This is a genomic window from Mesorhizobium sp. M0166 (assembly GCF_040322255.1).
In the GTDB taxonomy this organism is placed as follows: domain Bacteria; phylum Pseudomonadota; class Alphaproteobacteria; order Rhizobiales; family Rhizobiaceae; genus Mesorhizobium.
Window position 1 is genome coordinate 96,927 of record NZ_JAMYTD010000007.1, and the last position, 22,911, is coordinate 119,837.

Here is a 22,911-nt window from a genome sequence, read left to right on the forward strand (position 1 = left end):
TCAGCTTGTCTTGGGCCATTTCCGGTGCCGATCATCGACGACGTAGCCATGCGAATGCTCATACCCCGCTTCCGACCATACTGCGTCGCCGATGTGCCGGTCGTCCTCAGGCAGATCGACATGCGTATGCACAAGCACGTCGGGATCATGTTTCGGCCAGAGCCAGACTGCGGCAAGCAGGGCAGCGGCGCCAATGATGCCGAGCAGAATGAATGTGAAAGGCAATCCCATCGCCGCACCGACGCGGCCGGCAATGGGATACGTGATCAACCAGCAGGCATGCGAAAGCGCGAATTGGGCAGCAAACAGAGCGGGCCGGTCGACGGCATCGGCGGAACGCCTGATCAATCGGCCCGAGGGCGTCTGCGCCAGCGAATAGCCGAGCCCGAGCACGAACCAGAGCGCCAGCAGCAGATAGTAGCTGCCGACGAGAGGTCCCACCAGCACGCCCACGACCAGGATCGCGGCGCCCGAGAGCATCGCAACCCGGTCCGGGATGTTCTCCAGCAGCCGCGGCAGGGCAAGAGCTGCAATCATCGATCCGCCGCCGAACGCTGCGAGCGCCAGCGCCGTGTCACTTTGCGAGAGGCCGAACTGTGCCTGAACCAGGACGACCGTGTTGACGATCACCATCGCGCTTGCCGCCGCGACGGCAACGTTAAGGGCCAGCAGCCCGCGCAATCGCGGCGTCGCCAGATAGATGCGCAATCCGCGCGTGGTACGATCGTAAACGCCGCGCGGCTGCGACGGTTTAGGGCTCGGCAGGACCACCGACACCACCAGCGTCGCCGAGGCGAGAAAGCCGATAACCGTACCGGCGAACAGGCTGTGGAAGCTGATGACGGAAAGCAGCGCCGCCGCCAGCATGGGACTGACGACGCTTTCCAGGTCGTAGGCCAGTCGCGACAGCGACAGGGCCCGCGTGTAGTCCTTCTCCTCGGGCAGCACATCAGGGATCGAGGCCTGGAAGGCCGGAGTGAAGCCTGCCGACGCCGACTGCAGGATGAAGATGAGAAGATATACCTGCCAGACTTCGGTGACGAAAGGCAGGAACACGGCGACCGCTGCCCGGATGAGGTCGAGGGAAACCAGCATGGTCCGCCGTGGCAGGCGCTCTGCGAACGCAGCGGCGACAGGAGCCACGCCGACATAGGCGATCATCTTGATGGCGAGCGCCGTGCCGAGCACCGCGCCGGCATCGGCGCCGGCAAGATCATAGGCCAGCAGCCCGAGTGCTACGGTGGCAAGGCCAGTGCCGATCAGGGCGATGACCTGGGCCAGGAAGAGATGGCGGTAGGTGCGATTGGCCAGGACCTGAAGCATATTTTGCCTTCTTGCAGTGGATTGGGATTCGTCGAGCCAGGAATGTAGCGCGAACAGCCCGCCTGTCTCAGTGGTGGTGACCTTCGGGTTCGACCATCTTGAACGGCAGCACCTGCTCGCGACCATTCGCGGCCAGGATCAACCTCGCCTGGAACTCATGCGGCTCGGCCGGAGCAACCGTGCTCTCAAGCCGATGATGGTTGTCAGCGACGGGTTCGAGGCGAAGTGTCTCCGGCTCGCCGGCCCGGTCGATGATCACAGTCGCTTTCAAATCGTCGGCGTGCCGTTCTATGGTCAGCCGCATCCGCTCGCCGGCCGGTGTGTCGACAATTTCCAACGTCCCCTCAGCCAGATCGCAGGCGACCTTGAAGGGCTCCGGCGCATGATGGTGAGCATGAGAGGCTTCCGCGCCGGTGACGGCCAGGCTGGCTGGGCTCACCAGGCGGACATTGGCTTCCGCCAACGCCGGCAAGTGGGCGAACAGCTCCTCCTTGAGGGCTTCGGTTACGCCCAGCACGTCCTCGGCCGTCGCCATCTCCGGAACACTGATGGCCACGTCGGCATGCAGACGATGTCCGATCCAGCGTGCCTGCACGCTTTCAACGCGCCCGATGCCCGACACGTGTTCGGTGGCATGATGGATCTCATCGACGATGCCGGGCTCGACGCCGTCGAGCATGCGGGTCAACACGGCTTTCGACGACTGCCAGACGATGGCGAAGATCGCCAGCGTGATCAACAGTCCGACGATCGGATCGGCAAGCGGAAAGCCCAGCCAGACGCCGATAGCGCCCAGCACGACCGCCAGACTGGTAAAGCCGTCGGTGCGAGCATGGTAGCCGTCCGCGATCAGCGCCGCGCTGTTGATCTCTCGCCCCACGCGGATACGAAATACGGCGACCGCTTCATTGCCGATGAAGCCTATGAGGCCGGCAATGGCGACCCAGCCAAGAAACGTGATGGGACGCGGATTGATCAGCCTGTCGATCGCCTCGTAGCCTGCGACGATGGCGCTGAAGAGGATGATGAGAACGATGACGATCCCGGCCAGATCCTCGACCCGGCCCAGCCCGTAGGTGAACGTCTTGCTCGGTTTGCGGCGGGCCAGCACGAACGCGATCCACAGCGGAATGGCAGTGGCCGCGTCGCCGACATTGTGGATCGTGTCGGCCAGCAGCGCCACGCTGCCGGAGAGGAACACGACCACGAGTTGAAGCGCTGCCGTAATGGCCAGAACGACGAATGACCATTTGATCGCCCAGATGCCGCGCGTCGTCGTGGCGATCGTCGGATCTATGACACCGTGTGTGTGGCCATGGCCACCATCACCGTGATCATGTCCGTGCCCCCCCATGCCATGCGTCATCGGGCCAAACCCAAACCAATCGCGAACTTTGTCCATCATGGCGTTTCTCACAGGTACTTGGTGATGTCCTTGAACTCGTCGATCGAGCGGCGCTGCTCGCGCGCCAACGGCCCGACAACGTCTTCAAGGCAATGGTTGAGATGATCCTGGATCAGGGTCTTCTTGGCCTGCGAGATGGCCTTCTCGACAGCATGAAGTTGCTGGGCGAGGTCGAGGCAGGGCCGGCCCGCTTCGATCATGTCGATGACGCCCTTGAGATGTCCGTCGGCCCTTTTCAGGCGTTTGACGATATCGGGATGGGTTTCGTGGATGTGGGGTTGGCCGCTCATGCGACGGATACTATCCTCCTGGAGGGGATATGCAAGTCTCAAAGAGGCCTCGATTCTGATGTAGCAAAACCATTCGTTAGGATTCTAGAGAATAATCGCCGTTCATGCCAAATCGGATCCACCGCACAGTTTTTTGTCTGGTCATTGCATTAGCGATGATGTTTGGCGTGCTCCGTCCTTTCGGCTATTCGACCTCACACGATCCGATCGCGATTGCCATCGCGGTTGAACGTCACGGCGGAGCCGCCGCGCAGATCGAAGATCATGGCCACGCACACGATGATGGCGTTTCGGGCGAGCAGAGCTCTGACCATTTTCAAGGGCACAATGCGGCAGACCACTCGCACGAGACGGCGAGTACGCCCTCCGACTTCGCACCGACGGTTCCACAGGTCGAGCGCGGCTGGCTGAATTATCCGCCGATTTTCGTCGATCCGGGCACGACATTTCCGCTCGAGCGACCGCCGAGACCATTCCTCGCCGCATGATCGCGGTCGCTCACGCGACCACCCTCAACGACGAAGATTGGAAATTCAATGCAAGGACCCTTCGACCGGGGCCGGCCACGCGCGCGGCGCACGTGTTGGCGACCCGCTCTGCCCCTGCTTATCGCTCTCCTGACCCTGCCGCTGCTCGCCGGAGCAGCCTTTGCCCATGCCGTTGCCGCCGGCGACAAGGGCTACATCCAGGAAATCTCGGGCATCAACGTGCTGCCCTTCATCTATCTCGGCGCCAAGCACATGGTGACCGGATACGACCACATCCTGTTCCTGTTCGGCGTGATCTTCTTCCTCTACCGGATGAAGCATATCGGCATCTATGTCAGCCTGTTTGCGCTCGGCCACTCCACGACCATGCTGCTTGGCGTCTACTTCAACGTCGGCATCAACAGCTACATCATCGACGCGATCATCGGCCTGTCCGTGGTCTACAAGGCACTCGACAATATGGGCGCGTTCCAGCGATGGCTCGGCTTCCAGCCGAACACCAAGGTCGCGACGCTGGTCTTCGGATTCTTCCACGGTTTCGGCCTGTCGACGAAGATCATCGAATACAACATCTCGTCGGACGGCCTGGTGCCCAACCTTTTGGCCTTCAATGTCGGTGTCGAGATCGGGCAGCTCTTGGCCCTTGGCGCCATCCTGATCGTGATGGGCTACTGGCGCCGGACACGAAGCTTCTGGCGCCACGCCTATACCGCAAACGTCATCATGATGACGGCCGGTTTCCTGCTGATCGGATATCAGCTCACCGGCCTGTTTGTCGCAGCATAAGGAACCGAAATCATGTACAACACCGACCTTCCCAGCCGCGCCGATTTGCCGACGTCGGCGCAGCTCAAGCGCTCCACCATGATTGCCGCGCTGACGGCGCTCGCCTTGCTCGTCACGGTCGTCATGCCGTCCGAGTATGCGATCGACCCAACCGGAGCAGGCAGATTGCTCGGCCTCACCAGAATGGGCGAAATCAAGACGCAGTTGGCAGCGGAGGCGGCAGCGGACGAAGTCGCTAGCGCGAAGGCTACGGCCGAGCGGATGACGCAAATGGTCCCTCCAGCCGAGTTGATGGCGCGCATGGACCGAATTGAAAACCTCCTTGTTGCCCTTACCACCGACCAGCCCGCGTCGCAGCCATCGCCAACTGGGGAGGCCGTTGCCCAAGACAACGTGACAGTTGGAGAGGTTACGCCTGCCGAGCCCCTGCCAGTCAATCCGAGTACGGCGCCACAGGTCGCCGAAATCCCTGCGGAAGCGCCGGCCCCGACCACCGGAAGGCGAGATGAAATGTCCTTCACACTGACACCGGGTCAGGGCATTGAGGTCAAGCTTGTGATGCGGCAAGGCGCCAAGGCAAACTTCGCCTGGGCCGTGGACGGCGGCGTCGTCAACTTCGACGCCCATGGCGATGGAGGCGGACAATCTATCAGTTATGAAAAGGGCCGCAGCGTTCCTTCCGGTGAAGGCGTGCTGGAAGCCGCCTTCGACGGGAACCACGGCTGGTTCTGGCGCAACCGCGGTGACAGCGACGTGACGCTGACCATCCAGACCGAAGGCGACTACATCGACATCAAGCGTCTGATCTAGCGCTATACGGGATCGCCCGGCTCCACTCGGAGAGTCGGGCGTCACTTAGCGGTCTGTTCCACCGAAGATGCGCGTCCAAGGTTTGCGCCTAGACGAGGACGCCGTTGGGTTCCGTGTACCGCCCTTTGAAGGCAGCTCAATCTACTGACGGATTTTTACCGCCGGCAAGCACCAGTCAGACGACAGCCTCGATAGCGGGGAAATGGAGGGACAGATCCAACAGGCAAGTCAGCGTCACCGCCACGAAAACCATCATGTTGGGTACAAACACAATGCCTACGACCGGAACGCCTCTGGCAATCGCGAAGGTCATCACGAAAAGTGCAAGTGGACACAACATCAGCCCCGCCATGGCGTGGTTTCTATAACCCCGCTTCGTTCGTATTGCCGGCCGGAGCCATGGCTGGTTGCCCGCTCAAGGATCGGCATCATGAGCGCAAACAGCTCTGCCTGCGATGAAAGGCTGCATTTGCTGTAGAGCTGTTTGCGGAACACCTTCACCGTCTGCGGGCTGACGCCGAGGTTCAGACCGATCGATGGTGAAGAGTGCCCCTGCAGAATGAGGAGCGCCACTTCGGCCTGACGTTTGCTCAACAAGACATTATGGTGCGTTCGCATGGCGGCAATCAGGCTGTCGGTGATCGACATCGAACGCGGAGCGACCGCAGGCGGGGTTTCTGACGCAACCCAGTGGGCACGCAGCAACGACATGATCGCCGGCTCATGCGAGCGCAAGCATTCCTCGGCCTTCTGCGCGAAGGCTTCGCCTGAAGAGCCGTCCTTGCCCATCGAGATCGTGACGGTGGCGTTCTCGCCGGTCGGCAGCACGACCGAAATCTCATCGGTGATGCCGATCCGCCCATAATACCATTTGAAATACCGGCTGCGGCGAAACTGGTCTGGCGCAACGTCAAGAAGACGATACAGCCCCGGCGCGCCGCGCCTCAGGTGAAAATGATAGATCGGATCCAGCAGATAGGCGGCCGGCAGATATTGTTCGGCAAGATAGCGAAACACGTCCGGGCCATAGATCTTCTTGTAAAGCACGTTGGGGACAGCGGTCCCGGAGAAAACGATTACGATAACGTTGTCGAAGCTGAGGCAGCGCCGCAGATACTCGGTGACGGCAGGATAGAACTCGCGCTTGCCGATCGCGTCGATGGCCAGCGCGAGGCCCTCAAAAACGGACTTTGTCACCAATCATACCCCGATGGGGGTATATACCCCCAAGAAACGATGCTCGTAGTGTAAATCAAAAAAAACAGGGGTACGAGAGATTTGTCCAGTTTGCCACCCGCGAGATTGCACCGACCGAAATCACCCTGCGGAATCCCGCTGAGATGAGACGTCCGGTCGATCACGGTGCGATGGCAGTTTCAGGCTACACGGTTCCCTGGCACGCAGCGGCCGGAACGCCTGTCGCCCTTCATATCTCGTCGTCGCAGCAAGTACGCGATGTGCGGATCGTACAGCTCGACACGCCTGCGGCCGAGGTCATGGATTGGCAGGTCGAGCCGACCGGAAACGCTGTCTGCCATCGCGACTTCGATCAGGGATCTTACCTGAGGATCGCGGCCTCGGAGTTCGCCAAGACTAACCAAATCCGCGGCGTTGCCTTTGAGGTTTACCTGACCCGCAATGACGGCGCCCGGGTGCTCTTTGAGAGCGGTGACTTGCGGCTTCAGCTGCAGGACGGACGGCTGACATCAAGCCATGACGGCAAGCCGCTGGAAATCGGCGAGACCTTGCCAGCGAACACCTGGCTCACCGTCGAGATTTCGTCCGATAGCGGCGGGACCGTGCTGAAGATCGGCGCGGACGACCTGTTGTCGCCGTTTCGATTGCATCGTCAACTCGACCGGCCTTGGTCTCTGTCCGGCGACATGGTCTTCGGCGCCAGCGCGGCAAACGACGTCAGGTCGCTGAATGCTAAGTTTGCGGCAATCGCCCTGCAGACCGCAGCCGGACGCATCGCCTGGACGTTCCCCACTTTGCTGCCGAGCGGCCCGATCGCGTCGACAGGCGGAGATGACGCCCTTTTCCTGGACACCATCAACCAGCCGGCGTTCTGCATGACCTCACGCCGCTGGGATGGGTCGAGTTTCGATCCCCGTATGGTGCCGTCGCATTACGATGCGGTACATTGCCATGATGACGACATGGGCGCGTTGGATTGGCCGGCATCATACCGTTTGCAGATCCCCGTCGAGGCGTCTGCCGGCGTCTATGCCTTCGAAGTCGGCCATGACGGTGGATCGGAGCGCATCGTGTTCTTCATCACCTCGACCGCACGCCGGGCGCCGCTGCTGTTCCTGGTGCCGACGGCCACCTATCTCGCTTACGCCGATGAATTCCTGCCGGCGCATCTCTACGAATGGATGTGCGAAGATCGCGGCCATCGCTTCGCCATCGATAACAATCTGAAGTCGCTCTACGACTATCACAGCGACCTCAGCGGCGTGTCGATCTCTTCCACCAGGAAGCCGAAGGCGACGCTGCGCGACGACTACAACTACCCGCTCTGCGGCTGCCCGCACAATCTGCCGGTCGACCTGCATTTTCTGCGCTTCTGCCACGTCAACGGCATCGCCTTCGATCTCATCACGGACCGCGACCTGCATGAGCGGGGCGCTGCGGGCCTGCAGGGCTACCAGGCGGTCATCACCGGCAGCCATCCCGAATACATGTCGGTCGAGATGGAGCATGCCTTGCGTCAGTTCGCGGCGACGGGCGGCAGCATCGCCTATCTCGGCGGCAATGGCTTTGCCGGCAAGGTGGCGTTCCAGGGCGATCTGATGGAACTGCGCCGGTCGCCGCTCGAAGCGGGCCGGACCTGGGACGGGCCGATCGCCGAACAGTCGCTGTCGATCACCAACCAGCCGGGCGGTCATCTGCGCGCTAGCGGGCGCGGCGAATTCTCGCTGACCGGCGTCGCCATCTCGCTGATGGGTTTTGACCGCGCGCGGCCTTTTACGCGCACGCCGGAAAGCCGCCAACCTTCGGCCGCATGGCTGTTCGACAGCGTTGCCAACGAAACCTTCGGCGATGAGGGCATCGTGCTTGGCGGCGCGGCCGGCTACGAGGTCGATGCCACCGACCCGCATCTTGGCACCTCCGCCGATACAACAGTCATTGCGCGCGCAACAGGCTTTCCTGACAGCTTCGTCCACGACGCGACGCGTTGGTATGAGGGCGGCGCGGAGGAACGCGCATCGCGGCGCTGCGCGGAGATGACGCTGCGCCATCTGCCTTCAGGCGGTTTGATCTTTTGCGCGAGTTCGGTCGCTTGGTGCGGCGCTTTGCCGACCGGCGATGCGATGAACGACGTCGGCAGGATCACCAAGAATTTGCTGACGCATCTGGCGACGGCAAAGAGCCGGACGGATCGACAGCAACAGAGCGGGAGCCAACCCGCCGCCCAATCGGCTTCGACGGCATAGCGACAGTTCAACATCACACTTTGGGAACAAGGACCAGGATCATGGGATTGAGAAAACATTTCGTCGGGGCGGTCGCCCTGTTGGCGCTCGCCACCGCAATGCCGTTCGCCGCACAGCCGGCAAGAGCACAGGACCTGCCGGTTGAACCGGGCGTGTTCAAGCTCGCAATATCGCCCTGGCTCGGCTACGGCATGTGGTACATCGCGCAGGAGAAAGGCTTCTTCAAAGCCAACGGCCTGGAAGGCGTCGAACTGACCAATTTCGTCGAAGACAAGGACATGGGCGCGGCGGTTGCCGCCGGCCAGGTCGACGGCGACAATGAATCCATCCAGCAGCTGCTGGCCAAGGTGCAAGCCGGCATTCCGATCAAGGGCGTGCTGCTGCTCGATGCCAGCACCAAGGCCGATGCCATCCTCGTCAACGGCGACATCAAGACGGTGGCCGACCTCAAGGGCAAGCAGGTTGCCTTCGAGCGCGGCTCGACCAGCGATCTGCTGCTGAACTATGTGCTGCAGAAGAACGGCATGACCATCGACGACGTCAGCGTCCTACCGATGCCGGCGGCAAGCGCCGGCACGGCGATCATTTCCGGCACCGTGCCGGCGGCCGTGACCTATGAGCCCTACATTTCGGCCGCCATTGGCGCCGACAAGAACATCAAGGTGCTGGCCGAGGCCGGCGAGGCGCCCGGCCTGATCAGCGACGTGCTTTCCGTGCCGGAGGAGACGCTGAAGAAGAAGCCGGGCCAGGTGCAGGCCATGCTGAAGAGCTGGGACCAGGCGCTGGAATATTATCGCGCCCACACAGAGGAAGGCCGCGCAATCATCGCCAAGGGCGTCGGCGCCGAGCCGGCGGACCTGGCGACGGCCTTCGATGGCGTGTCGTATTATTCGGTCAGCGAAAGCCAGGCGGCGCTGAATGGCGTGTTCAAGTCCGACACCTATCCCGGCATCGTCAAGGCGGCGACGGCGGCCAAGCTGATCGACAAGGACATTGCCTACGACACAGCCATCGACTCGACCGTGGCGCATTCGAAGTAAGCGTCGCGAAAGCGGCAGGCGGGCAAATGCGGCCCGCCTGTCCAGTCAATGACGGGAAGAAACCCAGGCATGACCAGCCCTGACGTCCAAATAGCGCTGACGTTCGATTTCGATGGCTATTCGACATGGATCGGCAGCCATCGGGCGACGTCGCCGAGCATGCTTTCGCGCGGCGAATTCGATCCGATCGGCGCGCGCCGCATCCTGAAGGTGCTGGAGCAGGCCGCCATTCCGGCAACCTTCTTCGTACCCGGCCATTCCGCCCTCGCCTTCCCACCGGTCGTGCGCGCCTTTCGGGATGGGGGCCATGAGATCGGCCATCACGGCTGGGTTCACGAGAACCCCGTGCTGCTGACGCGGGAGGAAGAGCGCGCCGTCCTGCTGAGAGGCCTGGACGCACTGGACAAGGTCGCCGGCATCAGGCCATCCGGATACCGGTCGCCGGCCTGGGACAACAGCCCGTCCACCGTCGAACTGCTGCTCGAATTCGGCTTCGAGTATGAAAGCTCGATGATGGGCAACGACCACGAGCCCTATTGGTGCCGGATCGGCGATGCGTGGTCGACAACCGAAGAGTTCCGCTTCGGCCTGCCGGTCAACCTCGTCGAAATGCCGGTCGCCTGGCATCTGGACGACTTTCCGCAATTCGAGTTCCTTGCGACGGACAAAGGCTATCTCCCCGGAGGCCGCGCGCCTTCGACGGCACTGGAAATCTGGAAGGCCGAGTTCGACTTCCTCTACGAGAGGATCGGCAGCGGCGTGATGGTGGTGACGATGCACCCGCAGATCATGGGACGTGGCCACAGGCTGCTGATGCTCGAAGAATTCATTCGCCATGTCGCCGCCCATGAACGCGCCGGCTTCACCACATGCCAAGACTATGTGCGGCAATGGCGAAAAGGGCGTTCGCCGTCCCTGCCCGTGGATGCCGGCGACAACAGGCTGACCAGATGAAAACGGCAATCGTCACCGGTGCCGCCGGCGGGATCGGCGCGGCCATCGCGACACTGTTCGCGTCATCAGGTGCGACCGTGATCGCACTCGACCGATCGTTCACCGGCGTGAGCGAACAAGCCACCGGCGCCGGCCAGATCCTGTCGGCCTCCTTCGATGTCGCCGACGAAGCCGATTGGACAAGGATTGGCGACTTGATTTCGCAGCGGTTCGGCCACGTCGATGCGCTGGTCAACAACGCCGCCATCTTCAATCCGGTACCGTTCCTGGAAGAAAGCGCCGGCGGTTTCCAGGCCGTCACCGACGTCAACCAGTTGGGCACGTTCCTCGGCATGCGCGCCGCCGCGGCGCTGATGCCGGTGCAAGGCGGCTCGATCGTCAATGTCTGCTCGACGGGCGGGTTGAGAGGGTTCAGCGGCGCCTTCGCCTATTCGACCTCGAAATGGGCGATCCGCGGCATGACCAAGGTCGCGGCGCGCGAACTCGCCGGCCGCAACATCCGGGTCAACGCGGTGCACCCAGGCCTGGTCGACACGCCGATGCTTGGCGAGAACACCGCCGAGAACCTGGCAGCCATGACCGCCTCCGTGCCGCTCAACCGGTTGGCCAGGCCGCAGGAGATCGCGCATCTCGTCGCGTTCCTGATGTCGCCCGGAAGCGAGTACATCACCGGGTCCGAATTCACGATCGACGGCGGGCAGACGATCTAGAGACTCAGGAAAGAGCTGACGATGGAAGGGCGATTTCAAGGGAAGACCGCCGTGGTGACCGGCGCCGGCAACGGCATCGGCCTGGCCACGGCCGGGCGATTGCAGGCCGAAGGTGCGAAGGTGCTTTCGGTCGACTGGAACGCGGACTATCTGGCCGACTGCGCGGAACCGAAACTGACGATCGATCTCGCCGATGACGATGCCCCGGCGCGGATCGTCGCTGCCGCCAAAACGCAATTCGGGACCGTCGACATCCTGATCAACAATGCCGGCGTCGCCGGGCCGAAGGCGCTTGCCGACAGCAGCGACGCATTGATCGACCATGTCATGGGGATCAACGTGCGCGCGGCGATGCGGCTGACCCGCGACATGCTTCCACATCTGGCGAGGCCGGGCGGCTCGATCGTCAATGTCTGTTCGGTGTTCGGCGAGATCGGTTTTCCCAACACCGCACCCTATGCCGCGTCCAAGGGCGCGCTGTCGCAACTGACGCGCCAGCTCGCGGCCGACCTGTCGGCCGACGGGATCCGCGTCAACGGCGTGGCGCCCGGCGTCATCAACACGCCGATCGTCGCAGAACGGATCGCCCGGGATGCCTGGTACCGCCGCGCCATGATCGAAACCACGCCGATCCGGCGTGTCGGCACCGCCGAGGATGTCGCCGGCGGCATCCTGTTTCTGTGCGGCCCCGACGCCCAGTTCATAACCGGTCATATCCTCAACATCGACGGCGGCTGGCTTGCCGCGCGCGTCGCCCCGTGAGGGGCGACCGACAGCACGAAGGAAAGAAAATGCCCCCTGTTGCAATCCACGACCTGGCCAAGATGTCGCCGGAGGCCCGCACACGCCTGCTCGAGCGGACCGAGGCCGATCTCAGCGACACGATCAGCAAGGTGGAGCCGATCATCGCCGCCGTCCGGACCAGGGGTGACGATGCCTTGATCGAGCTTGCCGCCCGGTTTGACGGCGTGACGCTGGAGCGCACGGCGCTGAAGGTTTCCCAAAGCCAGATCGCCGGCGCCGAGACGGAACTCGATCCCGAGATCGTCGCAGCGATCCGGCTTTCGGTGGCGCAGATCACGCGCTTCCATGAGGCGCAGATGCCCGACAATCTCTGGCTGAGCGAGGCAACCGAAGGCGCGCTGATCGGCGACCGCTGGACGTCGATCGATTCCGTCGCCTGCTATGTGCCGCGCGGCAAGGGTTTCTTCCCATCGAGCGCGATCATGACCGCAGTGCCCGCCAAGGTGGCCGGCGTGCCAAAAGTGGTCATCGTGACGCCGCCGGGGCCGGGCGGCACGGCCGATGCCGCAACGCGTTTCATCGCCTCGCTGATCGGCATCGAGGACATCTATCTCTGCGGCGGCGCCCAGGCGGTGGCGGCGGTCGCCTACGGCACCGAGACCGTGCCGAAATGCGCGAAGATCGTCGGCCCCGGCAGCCCGTGGGTCAGCGCGGCACGCCAGCTGCTGTCGAACCGCATCGACCCGGGCAGCCCCGCCGGCCCGAGCGAATTGCTAGTCTATGCCGACAACTCGGTCCCGGCCGCGCTTGCCGCACTGGAGCTGACAGTTGAATCGGAACATGGCCCAGACTCGTCAGCCTTTGTCGTCACCACCGACCGGGCGCTGGCGGAAGCCATCGCCGCCGCGGTGCCGGAGTTCTGGGAGGCAATGGGAGAGTATCGCGCGGACTTTTCCCGCACAGTGCTGAACGGCAGGAATGGCGGCATCGTGCTGGCGCCTTCGATCGAAGCCGCGTTCGACTTCGTCAACGACTATGCGGCCGAGCATCTGGCCGTGCTGTCGACATCGGCCTTCGAGCTGCTGCCAAGGATCAGGAATGCCGGCGAAATCCTGCTCGGCCCGCATTCGGCAATTCCGATTGCAAACTTCGTGCTTGGGCCGAGCCACGTCCTGCCGACCGGTGGCCGGGCCAACACGGCCTCACCGCTGTCTGTCTTCGATTTCATGAAACGCTCGTCGATAGCCTATCTTTCGCAAGCGGCCTATCAACGGCTGGCGCCCGCTGCCCGCACCTTCGCTCGCTATGAGGGGTTTGTGGCGCACGCCAATTCGGTTTCGGAAATCCGCGATCGCATCCTGTCGAACAGCAGCCCCTTCACCGGCCCGTGAGTTTACAATGACCATACAAACCGACACAGCGGCCCCGAAGCAGACCACACAACGTCCTCAGCGCAAGCCGTTGCTGAGCATGGCGGCGGAGATTTCCGGCTCGACCTATCTCTTCATCGCCGTCTGCGCCTTCCTGCTCTTCATCGCGGCGTGGTTCCTGGCGACAGGGCTGGGCATGACCAAGCCCATCTTCCTGCCCTCGCCCCTTGCCGTCGTCGCCAAGCTTACAAAGCTGGCAATGGATGGAACGCTGGCCAGCGATGTCGGCAACAGCGTCTACCGCATCATGGTCGGCTTCCTCATTGCTTCGGTGATGGCGCTGGCGACGGCAATCCTGATCGGCGCCTATCGCTTCTGGGAAGCGGCCATCGAGCCGTTCCTCGATTTCGTCCGCTACATGCCGGTCGTGGCCTTCGTGCCGCTGACCATACTGTGGAGCGGCACCGGTGACATCCAGAAATTCCTGATCATCTGGATCGGCACCTATTTCCAGCAGGCGCTGATGTTCAAGGACAACATCAAGCGTGTTCCCACAGACTTCATCGGCTTCGGACGGACACTGGGCATGAGCGATTTGCGCGTGCTGATGCGCATTGTCGTGCCCTCGGCGATGCCGCAGATCTGGGACACGCTGCGCATCTCGCTGGGCTGGGCCTGGACGTGGGTGACGCTGGCCGAACTGGTCGCCGCCAATTCCGGGCTTGGGTACCGGATCACGGTTGCCCAGCGCTATCTGCAAACCGACATGGCGATCGGCTACATACTGGTGCTCGGCATACTGGGCCTGGCGACGGACCAGATTATGCGGTTCCTCGGTCGGCATTTCTTCAAATATGAGAGGAAGTCCTGACATGCAGATGCATCCCAAGCTTAAGATTTCGCATCTGCAAAAATCGTTCACCAACGGCCGGTCGACGATCAAGGTGCTCGACGGCATCAACATCGAGGTCGGCGACAACGAGTTCGTCTCGCTGGTTGGCGCGTCGGGCTGCGGCAAGAGCACGCTGTTGTCGATCATCGCCGGCCTGCAGGACTATGAACAAGGAGAGATGCTGGTCGACGGCAACCCGATCATCGGACCGGGCCGCGACCGTGGCGTCGTCTTCCAGTCCTACACCTTGCTGCCATGGCTGAACGCGCTTCAGAACGTCGAGTTCGCGCTGCGCGAGACCGGGCATGATGCTAAGGACATTCCCGAAGTGGCGCGCCAGCATCTCGACCTGGTGAAGCTTTCGCGCTTTGCCGACAGCTTTCCGAGCCAGCTTTCTGGCGGCATGAAGCAGCGCGTCGCCATTGCGCGCGCTTTGTCCTATCGGCCGAAGATGCTTCTGATGGACGAGCCCTTCGGTGCGCTGGATGCGCTGACCCGTGGCCAGATGCAGGAATTGCTGATGCAGATCTGGCAGGAGCATCGCCTGACCGTGATCTTCGTCACCCACGATGTCGAGGAGGCGGTCTATCTATCCGACCGCATCTTCGTCATGGGCCTCAACCCGGGTCGTATCAAGGAGTGCATTACGGTGCCTGCCGTCAGGCCGCGGCCGACCGGCATTCAGCATGATCGCGATGTCCTTGAGCTTCAGGCAAGAGTGCTGAAATCCATTCGGGAAGAGACCAGCCGCGCGGACTTTGAGTGAGTTCGATAGCCTCCATCAGGGCAAGGAGCAGCGCCGACAACTATGCGGCAGGCGAAATCTCTCGTTCAGCGAACACACACAATTAAATCCTGACGCAACCCAAGAGCGTGGGGCCGTGAGATTCAAGCTTTGGCTTGAGCTGCCTACTATTCTGTGGCCTGATACGGCATGCTGGATCGAGACCAGCGTCAGTCGATCGACGAATTCAAGGCCATCACCAAACACCTGGGCGGTCACTGGGGTTGAGCTCACAAATGCGATAGTTCCTTCGCCTAGACCTCGCTCGACAGCGCATTGCGCGCTGCATAAAGCTCGGCGATGAAATCGGTTGTCAGCGTCGAGTTGATGCCGTCTGGGGGGCGCAAAATCAGTGCTCGGAAATGCACGGCTGGCTCGAATGGCTTGGCGACGATGCCGTCGATCATGCGGTCGGCAATGACGGAAGGATTGACCAGACCGATACCCATGCCCTTCGCGGCAAGGATCGCAATGGTCAGACCGTAAGGTGTTTCGATCAAGACACGCGGCCGCACACGATGCTCGGCAAAGATCTTGTCCATGGCGAGCCGCACCGTGTCTTCCGGCGACAGTGCCAGGAACGCCTCACCCTCAAGATCAGCAGGCCTGACCACGGGCTTGCGGGCCAACCGATGGTTCTTCGGCATCACGCAGACAGCGCGCGGGGTGGTGAAGATGCTGTGCAGCACGCCTGTCGTGTCGATCTCGTCGGCAGCGAGACCGATGTCGAAACTGCCAGATGCCACCAGATCGCGCACGACGTTGGACGTGCGCACCTGATAGCTGATGCGAACCTGTGGATGTTTGTTCGAGAAAGCCGCGATGGCACGTGGCACCAGACCGTGGCCGAGTGCCGAGAGGCTGGCAACGCGGATCGTCCCCGTCCCGACTTCCTTGATCTGGGCCGCGCGCAGCTTGAGCCGACCCAACCCCACCAGATTGGCCTTTACCTCGATGTGGAAAAGTTCTCCTTCCCGGGTCGGCACCAGCCTGCCGCGGATGCGGTCGAACAGCTTGAAACCGAGCTCCGATTCCAGCTTCGTCAGAGAGCGACTTATCGCGGGCTGCGAAGTATCCAGCAGCGTCGCCGCTGCTCCGGCGCCACCCGTGATCATGATTGCGTTGAACACATCGATGTCGCGCGGGTTCATTGGCGTTCCATATCAAAAGTGGATTACCTTTATCGCCACGGTCATAGATGGCAATGGGCGAGCCAGTTAAAGTCCGCCCATGACCCGACACGACGATACTTCACATATCCATCCTCCCAGGCGCTCGGGGGAGCCATTCAAGTCGTTGGCGATGCCAGTTGAACGCGCCTCCACGGTCGTCTTCGACGATTTGGATTCCTTCGAGCGCCGCGTCGATCGACTGTACGATGGCTTCAGTTACGGACTTTACGGGACTCCGACCAGCCGCCAGTTGGAAGACCATATCGCTGCACTGGAAGGTGGATCTCGGGCGCTCGTCGTCCCTTCCGGAATGGCGGCCATAACGCTGACGACCATGGCCGTCTGCCATGGTGGCGATCGGGTTCTGATCCCGGAGACGTTCTATGGGCCGGCACGCGAAATGGCCGCCCGCCTTCTCGCTCCCCTTGGCATCGATACGGTGACCTACGACCCCAAGCTCGATGGAAGCATTTCGGCGTTGATCGATGGCAGGACGCAGCTGGTCTGGGTGGAATCGCCGGGTTCCGCGACCTTCGAGGTACAGGACGTGCCGGCAATCACGGCTGCGGCCCACGAGGCTGGCGCGCTTGTCGCGGTCGACAACACCTGGGCCTCACACTTGCTGTTCAAACCACTCAAGCATGGTGTCGACATCTCGATGCAGGCACTTTCCAAACATGCTGGCGGCCACGGCGACCTGCTGATGGGCTCGGTGGCGGTGAACGACGAGACCTTGTTCCGGCGGTTAAAGGATACCGCGCGTTTTCTCGGTTACGGCGTTTCGCCGGAGGATTGCGCATTGTGCGAACGTGGCCTGATGACCATGCCGGTGCGCATGCGCCAAGCTGACAGCACCGCGCAGAACATCATATCGTGGCTGTCGGAGCGTGCCGAGGTTACGCAGATCCTGCATCCGAGTGAGCCCGACCATCCCGGCCACTCGACCTGGAAGCGTGACTTCGCCGGATCGGCAGGTGTCTTCTCGTTTGTGTTGCAGCCGGAACTGGCGCCCCACCAATCCGAGGCCCTGCGTCGCATGCGACTGTTCAGGCTAGGTGCAAGCTGGGGTGGGGTGCATTCGCTGATCTCAGTCAGTGATCCTCGAAAGGGCCGCAGTGGCCTCGACTGGCTGAAGCCTGGCCCAGTTTGGCGGCTCTCTATCGGCCTGGAGGCCGTCGGCGACCTTCTCGCCGATCTGTCACAGGCCTTCGAGCATTTTGCGGAAACGCGACGAACCACAGTTGGCGAAGCCAAGGCTGCAGAATGACAACAACTTCAACGAAAGGGGAATGGATATGAAATGCGAAGGGCATAAATGGCTTGCCGCCTTAGCGATCGGGCTGGTCGGCCTGGCGTCAAGCGCGGGAAATGCGGCCGCGCAAAGCGTCGTCGAAAAGATAAAGGCACGCGGCTACGTCAGTTGCGGCGCGAGCCAGGGCGTGCCCGGTCTCTCTCGCCCCGACGAAAAGGGATATTATCGCGGCTTCGATTCCGACATCTGTCGTACATTCGCGGTCGCCATTCTTGGGGACAAGGATAAGATCCGATACGTGCCGCTCAATGCTGCTCAGCGACTTCCTGCGCTACAGACTGGAGAAATCGATATTCTGTCGCGCACGTCCACGATCACCTACACACGCGATGCCGTGGTGCGTTTCGTCTGGATCAACCTCTATGACACGGATGGCATCCTCGTCCGCAAAGCGGACAAAATCACCGAGCCGAAGCTGCTCGACGGAAAGACTGTCTGCCTTCAAGGCGGCGGCAGCTTGACCGAGAAGGCGATCGAGGAAACCGAGGAGGAGTTCGGGATCTCGATGAAGAAGGTCTACTACGACTCGACCCTCCAGGCCCGCGATGCCTTCTTCGGCGGCCGCTGCGATTCCTACGTCACCGATGGAACCGCGGCAGCAGGGCAGCGTGCCTCGGTCGCAAAGAATCCTAACGATTACGACATCATCAAAGTCGGAAAGGCTGCCGAGCCCAATGGCGTGGCGATCGCGCGCGGCGATGAACAGCTCTTCGACATCGTTCGATGGACGATAAATGCCCTGTTCTGGGCAGAGGCCAACAACATCACGTCGGAAAATATCGACGAAAAGCTCGCTGGGGGCAATTCGGAGGTCCAGCGAGTGCTGGGCAAGGAAGCCGGCTTCGGCAAGCCCCTCGGGCTGGATGACAATTGGGTCTACAACGTCATCAAGCAGACCGGCAATTACGCCCAGATTTGGGATCGTAATCTTGGCAAGGATAGCCCGCTCAAGGTCGAACGCGGCTTGAACGCCCTGTGGAAAGATGGCGGCTTGAACTACCCTTTCCCGTGGGATTGAGGCGCGTCGAGGGGAGCGCCTGGCGCGCTCCTCGCTTCCGATAGCGATGTGGATCCGAGGTCAGCATGTTGAGCGACGCCAAAACCAGATCAATCATCATTCAGGCCGCCTTGGCGACTGCTTTCCTGGCGTTCGCCGCGCTACTCGTCAGCACCACCTTCGCCAACCTTGAGGCGCGCGGTATCCCGATAGGCTTTGACTTCTTGTCCATGCCGTCCAGGATCGTCATCTCCGAGGCAATCCTCACATACAAGTCGCGCGATCCGTACTACTGGGCCATTGTAGTCGGGCTGACCAACACAGTCTTCATTTCCACGCTGGTCATCGTCTTCTCGTCCATTCTCGGACTGATCGTGGGCATCACGCGGCTGAGCAGCAACCCACTGGCTGCGAGCACATGTCGCGTGTGGGTGGAACTGGCGCGCAATTCGCCCCCTATCGTCCTTCTGATCTTCCTGTATTCGCTGTGGTGGAAAATGTTGCCGCCAGTCGGCGAGGCGCTCAACCCGCTGCCTGGCGTCTATGCTTCCATGCGCGGTTTCGTGGTGCCAGCCGTTGGCATCGACGTAGGCATGACCGGTCTCCTCATGATCTTGTGCGCCATCGCGTTCGCTATCGCAGGCTGGATCGCAGTACGCAAAGGTTGGTCGCCGAAGGCCGTCGTGCCCAGTGTGCTGGCAGTTAGCGCCGCAGGAGTTTGGCTCGCTGACGCGCGGTTCACCATCGACTGGCCGGTCTTCACCGGTTCGAACTTTGAAGGTGGCAAAGAACTGACCCCGGAGCTCAGCACGATCCTCATCGGATTGACCCTCTACACAACGGGTTTCGTAGCAGAAATCGTGCGTGGCGGTGTCCTGTCGATCGGCCGTGGCCAGTGGGACGCTGGCCATTCGCTTGGCCTTCCGCGCGGCAAGATATTGCGCCTGATCGTCATCCCCCAGATGCTGCGGGTAATCGTGCCACCGCTCAACAGCCAGTACATCAACGTCGTCAAGAACTCGACCTTGGCGATTGCGGTTGGCTATCCGGATTTCCTTGCAGTCATGAATACAACCATCAGCAAGTCCAGCCATTCCATTGAAGGCGTCTTCATCATTCTCGGCGTCTATCTCGCCCTCAATCTCACCATGTCAGGCGCAGCCAACTGGTACAACCGCCGCATCGCCATCGTGGAGCGATAATCATGAAGGCCGTTTCTCTCCCGTTACCCGTCGAGCCCCTGGAGCGACGTGTTCGCTTCCCAGTTCTGCAGCGTACTGCCGGCCTCCTATTCGGTACGCCTCTCAACGCCGCATTGACGCTGGTGTTTGGCACTCTGCTGATGGTCACCGTCCCGCCAGTGCTGCGCTGGCTGGTCATAGACGCAGTGCTGTTCGAACGCGACCCGAACGCCTGTCGTGCGGCGGTTGGAGCCTGCTGGAGTTTCGTATACGCCAAGTCCGGCCAACTCCTGTTCGGCATCTATCCGATTGATGACCGCTGGCGTCCCGCCATTGTGTGCCTACTCATCCTGGCGCTGCTGGGCTGGTCCGTTCGCCCGGCGAGCTGGAGACCCCGATTGCTCGTGCTCTGGTTGGCAGCATTCGCGTTGATCGTCTGGTTGATGGGCGGTGGCCTTGGCCTGGTCGAGGTCCCCACGTCCTCATGGGGCGGACTTCCGGTAACGTTGATACTGACCGTCGTTGCCATCGGCGTCGCCTTTCCGGTCGGCATCCTGCTTGCGCTGGCCCGACGCTCTTCAATGGCTGCGGTGCGGATCGGCGCGGTAGTACTGATTGAATCAGTGCGCGGCCTTCCCCTCTTATCTATCCTGTTCGTGGCATCGATCATGATGCCGCTCTTCCTGCCGGAATCGCTGCTGCCCGACAAATTCGTGCGCGCGCTGGTTGCTCTGACCATTTTTGCGGCGGCCTATCTGGCCGAGGTCATCCGCGGCGGGCTTCAGGCTATCCCCAATGGGCAATACGAGGCCGCCGCCGCGCTCGGCCTTCCCTTCTGGCGCACCCAGTACCTGGTTATCCTGCCACAGGCCATCCGCGTGGCCATCCCTGCGTTAGCCAACACCATCATCGTCATGATCAAGAACACCAGTCTTGTCCTCGTCGTGGGCCTGTTCGACTTGATCAGTTCCGGCAAGGCAGCGCTTGCGGATCCCGAATGGCCATCGCCGGCGGCCGAGACCTTTCTCTTCATCGGCGCGATCTTCTTTGCGCTCTCCTTCTCCTTCGCCCGTTTCGCCGACTTCCTCGAACGGCGCGGTCCGACATCGCACTAGGAACAAGAACATGTTGTCTTCCACTCCTCGCACGCGACATGCTGAACCTGGATCTTCTACTGCCGAGATGGCTGCCGTCGAGATGATTGGCGTCAACAAGTGGTACGGGACCTTCCATGTCTTGAAGAACATCAATCTCACCGTTCGTCGCGGCGAAAAGCTGGTGATCTGCGGACCGTCTGGCTCTGGCAAGTCGACGATGATCCGTTGCGTCAACCGGTTGGAGGAGCATCAGAAAGGTCATATCGTCGTAGACGGTACTGAGCTAACGAACGATCTGAAGAGGATCGATGAAATCCGCCGCGACATCGGCATGGTGTTCCAGCATTTCAACCTCTTTCCGCATCTGACCGTGTTGGAGAATTTGACATTGGCGCCGATCTGGGTGCGCAGACTTCAGCGCAAGGAGGCTGAAGAGACAGCCATCCACTATCTCGAGCGCGTGGGGATTCTCGATCAGGCGCACAAATATCCCGGTCAGCTCTCTGGCGGCCAGCAGCAGCGGGTAGCCATTGCTCGCTCACTCTGCATGAACCCGAAAATTATGCTGTTCGATGAACCGACGTCGGCACTTGATCCCGAAATGGTCAAGGAGGTGCTAGATACAATGGCGTCATTGGCCGGTGATGGCATGACAATGCTGTGCGTCACCCACGAGATGGGATTCGCCCGCCAGGTTGCGGACCGCGTTGTGTTCATGGATCAGGGCGAGATTGTCGAAACCAACACTCCGGTCGAGTTCTTCACAAACCCGCTTCACGAACGCAGCAAGCTGTTTCTTAGCCAGATTCTGAATTAAGTAATTGAACTCGTCGGCCTTGATGAGTTCAATGTCTCTATGTCGATTTTGTTCGCACATTCTGCCAAAATCGATCCCGACGTAGAGACGCTTGCCGACAACTGGATTGGCATCCGCTGTGGGCGAGTCGGCCGATGAATTGATAGCATCCTAGACGAACGATCGGCTTTGTTTGTATTGGCCGATGCGGATCCACTGTTAAAACCCTTTGAGGCAAAGGTTTTCGAGATCCGCTTTTGCCATCGCCTCGATACCGAGTACAGGAAGAATATCATTGTCTTTCCTGAGATCACGACCATAAGCGGCCGATAATATTGAAATTCCGGATTCATGGAGTATGGCCGGATTTCCGCTGATTTTCCCAAGGACTGCCGTCGGCAACAGGCCGAACGGAACGTCCTCAAGAATATAGCGACTTTCGATAGTTGTGGGGCCGAACCCGCCCCGACCTTGACGATCCATCTCCTGGTTCATGTCCGAAACAGTGCTCATGGGCACATGAAACGACAATGAAAAATGTTCCTGGACGGTACGAACCGCGATACCGAAATGGGCAGCGATGGCCAACCGTTCGGCATCCAGAGCTTCGATCAAGCGACCAACGGCAGGAGTGACATTTCCCCCCTGGCTCCACTGCTCGGCCTTCTCCATGCGTGTTAGATTGAGAAGGGCAATTCCCAGATGGTTCTGCGGATTGAGGTTGCTGAGCGCAATCGCCAGCAGACCATCGCGCTTGACGAAACGATCGCCGAACAAGGCCGTGCAAAGCTCGTACCCTTGGTCGAGCGCATCGAAAGGCAGCGTCGCAACATCAAGCTTCTGGCGAATGGAAGTGACATTGACTTCGGTTGATCCGAGCTGGCGACCAGTCAGAAGTGTTGTGCCCCAAACGACGATCGGCAACCTGACTTTGCGTTCGGCCAACCGCTTGGAGAGATACAGAGCCCCGAACGAACTGTGCGAACTGATGATGACCGGAATTCCATCTGCCAGATGAGGGACGGCGGCGTCCATCACCATCTTGTGGCCGTAAGCCGGAAGCGCGATCACCACCACGTCCGCGTGGTCGATAGCATCTCTACAATCCTTGGCAATGCGCACCGGCACCGTCGCCTCGATATCACCCGTCGCCTTCAATAATTCGCCAGTAGCCAACGTTCTGGTGCGGTGTCCCGACGGTGACCAAAGTGTTGGCGAGTGTCCCGATTGTGCCAAATAGGCCGCAAGGCCATAGGCAATTGCTCCGGCGCCCAGAATACTCACGCGCATAACATTCCTCCTGTTGCAGGCTTTATGGTT

23 protein-coding genes are annotated in these 22,911 nt (G+C 61.1%); 16 read left to right on the forward strand and 7 right to left on the reverse strand.

All coding sequences use genetic code 11. The features are described 5' to 3' along the window. From NKJ46_RS11400 to NKJ46_RS11410, 3 genes are all read right to left on the reverse strand, one after another. Positions 1 to 1,323 carry an MFS transporter gene (locus NKJ46_RS11400; protein ID WP_352664926.1) on the reverse strand — a complete coding sequence of 441 codons (1,323 nt, stop codon included), beginning with the start codon at positions 1,321 to 1,323 and terminating at the stop codon, positions 1 to 3. 67 nt (positions 1,324 to 1,390) lie between these two features. Further along, positions 1,391 to 2,728 carry a cation diffusion facilitator family transporter gene (locus NKJ46_RS11405; RefSeq protein ID WP_352664928.1) on the reverse strand — a complete coding sequence of 446 codons (1,338 nt, stop codon included), beginning with the start codon at positions 2,726 to 2,728 and terminating at the stop codon, positions 1,391 to 1,393. An 8-nt stretch (positions 2,729 to 2,736) separates the two neighbouring features. Then, positions 2,737 to 3,018: a metal-sensing transcriptional repressor gene (locus tag NKJ46_RS11410; protein ID WP_352664930.1), complete on the reverse strand. Its 282-nt coding sequence runs from the start codon at positions 3,016 to 3,018 to the stop codon at positions 2,737 to 2,739. 104 nt (positions 3,019 to 3,122) lie between these two features. Between NKJ46_RS11410 and NKJ46_RS11415 the strand changes: the two genes are divergently transcribed. From NKJ46_RS11415 to NKJ46_RS11425, 3 genes are read left to right on the forward strand one after another with little or no spacing between them, the layout of a single operon-like run. Further along, complete coding sequence (locus tag NKJ46_RS11415) at positions 3,123 to 3,506, forward strand: hypothetical protein (RefSeq protein ID WP_352664932.1); 384 nt, start codon at positions 3,123 to 3,125, stop codon at positions 3,504 to 3,506. Between the two features lie 48 nt (positions 3,507 to 3,554). Beyond that, complete coding sequence (locus NKJ46_RS11420) at positions 3,555 to 4,292, forward strand: HupE/UreJ family protein (RefSeq protein WP_352664933.1); 738 nt, start codon at positions 3,555 to 3,557, stop codon at positions 4,290 to 4,292. Between the two features lie 12 nt (positions 4,293 to 4,304). Continuing rightward, entirely contained in the window at positions 4,305 to 5,102 is a 798-nt protein-coding gene (locus tag NKJ46_RS11425) for a hypothetical protein (RefSeq protein ID WP_352664935.1), read from the forward strand. A 175-nt stretch (positions 5,103 to 5,277) separates the two neighbouring features. Here the strand turns inward: NKJ46_RS11425 and NKJ46_RS11430 are convergent, their stop codons facing one another. Together NKJ46_RS11430 and NKJ46_RS11435 are read right to left on the reverse strand one after the other, a co-directional pair. Continuing rightward, positions 5,278 to 5,454 (reverse strand): hypothetical protein, encoded by a 177-nt coding sequence (locus tag NKJ46_RS11430; protein ID WP_352664937.1) that lies wholly within the window; start codon positions 5,452 to 5,454, stop codon positions 5,278 to 5,280. Further along, positions 5,442 to 6,299, reverse strand: coding sequence for a helix-turn-helix transcriptional regulator (locus NKJ46_RS11435; RefSeq protein ID WP_352664939.1), 858 nt, complete (start codon positions 6,297 to 6,299; stop codon positions 5,442 to 5,444). The genes NKJ46_RS11430 and NKJ46_RS11435 overlap by 13 nt, the downstream gene beginning before the upstream one ends. Positions 6,300 to 6,442: 143 nt before the next feature. Here NKJ46_RS11435 and NKJ46_RS11440 point away from each other — a divergent pair, with 143 nt between their 5' ends. The 8 genes from NKJ46_RS11440 (at position 6,443) to NKJ46_RS11475 (ending at position 15,018) form a co-directional block, all read left to right on the forward strand. Then, a complete protein-coding gene (locus tag NKJ46_RS11440; protein WP_352664941.1) occupies positions 6,443 to 8,542 on the forward strand; it encodes a N,N-dimethylformamidase beta subunit family domain-containing protein in 2,100 nt (699 codons plus the stop codon). 41 nt (positions 8,543 to 8,583) lie between these two features. Beyond that, complete coding sequence (locus tag NKJ46_RS11445; protein WP_352664943.1) at positions 8,584 to 9,582, forward strand: ABC transporter substrate-binding protein; 999 nt, start codon at positions 8,584 to 8,586, stop codon at positions 9,580 to 9,582. A gap of 69 nt (positions 9,583 to 9,651) precedes the next feature. Further along, positions 9,652 to 10,536 carry a polysaccharide deacetylase family protein gene (locus tag NKJ46_RS11450; RefSeq protein WP_352664945.1) on the forward strand — a complete coding sequence of 295 codons (885 nt, stop codon included), beginning with the start codon at positions 9,652 to 9,654 and terminating at the stop codon, positions 10,534 to 10,536. Then, the gene (locus tag NKJ46_RS11455; RefSeq protein ID WP_352664947.1) at positions 10,533 to 11,246 is read left to right on the forward strand and encodes an SDR family NAD(P)-dependent oxidoreductase; all 714 of its coding nucleotides are present in this window, start codon (positions 10,533 to 10,535) and stop codon (positions 11,244 to 11,246) included. The genes NKJ46_RS11450 and NKJ46_RS11455 overlap by 4 nt, the downstream gene beginning before the upstream one ends. Before the next feature lie 21 nt (positions 11,247 to 11,267). Next, a complete protein-coding gene (locus NKJ46_RS11460; protein ID WP_352664949.1) occupies positions 11,268 to 12,008 on the forward strand; it encodes an SDR family NAD(P)-dependent oxidoreductase in 741 nt (246 codons plus the stop codon). A gap of 29 nt (positions 12,009 to 12,037) precedes the next feature. Then, the gene (gene hisD / locus NKJ46_RS11465) at positions 12,038 to 13,381 is read left to right on the forward strand and encodes a histidinol dehydrogenase (protein WP_352664951.1); all 1,344 of its coding nucleotides are present in this window, start codon (positions 12,038 to 12,040) and stop codon (positions 13,379 to 13,381) included. 79 nt (positions 13,382 to 13,460) lie between these two features. Beyond that, complete coding sequence (locus tag NKJ46_RS11470; protein WP_352665113.1) at positions 13,461 to 14,231, forward strand: ABC transporter permease; 771 nt, start codon at positions 13,461 to 13,463, stop codon at positions 14,229 to 14,231. Between the two features lie 7 nt (positions 14,232 to 14,238). Next, the gene (locus tag NKJ46_RS11475) at positions 14,239 to 15,018 is read left to right on the forward strand and encodes an ABC transporter ATP-binding protein (protein WP_352665115.1); all 780 of its coding nucleotides are present in this window, start codon (positions 14,239 to 14,241) and stop codon (positions 15,016 to 15,018) included. Positions 15,019 to 15,290: 272 nt separating this feature from the next. Here NKJ46_RS11475 and NKJ46_RS11480 read toward each other — a convergent pair whose 3' ends face one another. Beyond that, positions 15,291 to 16,187 carry a LysR family transcriptional regulator gene (locus NKJ46_RS11480; RefSeq protein ID WP_352664953.1) on the reverse strand — a complete coding sequence of 299 codons (897 nt, stop codon included), beginning with the start codon at positions 16,185 to 16,187 and terminating at the stop codon, positions 15,291 to 15,293. 79 nt (positions 16,188 to 16,266) lie between these two features. On the opposite strand from NKJ46_RS11480, the gene NKJ46_RS11485 reads away from it, so the two are divergent. From NKJ46_RS11485 to NKJ46_RS11505, 5 genes are all read left to right on the forward strand, one after another. After that, complete coding sequence (locus tag NKJ46_RS11485) at positions 16,267 to 17,475, forward strand: trans-sulfuration enzyme family protein (RefSeq protein WP_352664956.1); 1,209 nt, start codon at positions 16,267 to 16,269, stop codon at positions 17,473 to 17,475. 22 nt (positions 17,476 to 17,497) lie between these two features. Continuing rightward, positions 17,498 to 18,538, forward strand: coding sequence for a transporter substrate-binding domain-containing protein (locus tag NKJ46_RS11490; RefSeq protein ID WP_352664958.1), 1,041 nt, complete (start codon positions 17,498 to 17,500; stop codon positions 18,536 to 18,538). Positions 18,539 to 18,603: 65 nt separating this feature from the next. Further along, positions 18,604 to 19,719 carry an amino acid ABC transporter permease gene (locus NKJ46_RS11495; RefSeq protein WP_352664960.1) on the forward strand — a complete coding sequence of 372 codons (1,116 nt, stop codon included), beginning with the start codon at positions 18,604 to 18,606 and terminating at the stop codon, positions 19,717 to 19,719. A 2-nt stretch (positions 19,720 to 19,721) separates the two neighbouring features. Then, positions 19,722 to 20,813, forward strand: coding sequence for an amino acid ABC transporter permease (locus tag NKJ46_RS11500; protein WP_352664962.1), 1,092 nt, complete (start codon positions 19,722 to 19,724; stop codon positions 20,811 to 20,813). 10 nt (positions 20,814 to 20,823) lie between these two features. Then, positions 20,824 to 21,612 (forward strand): amino acid ABC transporter ATP-binding protein, encoded by a 789-nt coding sequence (locus tag NKJ46_RS11505; RefSeq protein WP_502903387.1) that lies wholly within the window; start codon positions 20,824 to 20,826, stop codon positions 21,610 to 21,612. 198 nt (positions 21,613 to 21,810) lie between these two features. Here NKJ46_RS11505 and NKJ46_RS11510 read toward each other — a convergent pair whose 3' ends face one another. Further along, positions 21,811 to 22,881, reverse strand: a complete 1,071-nt coding sequence (locus NKJ46_RS11510; protein ID WP_352664964.1) for an NAD/NADP octopine/nopaline dehydrogenase family protein — start codon at positions 22,879 to 22,881, stop codon at positions 21,811 to 21,813. Positions 22,882 to 22,911 lie beyond the last annotated feature (30 nt).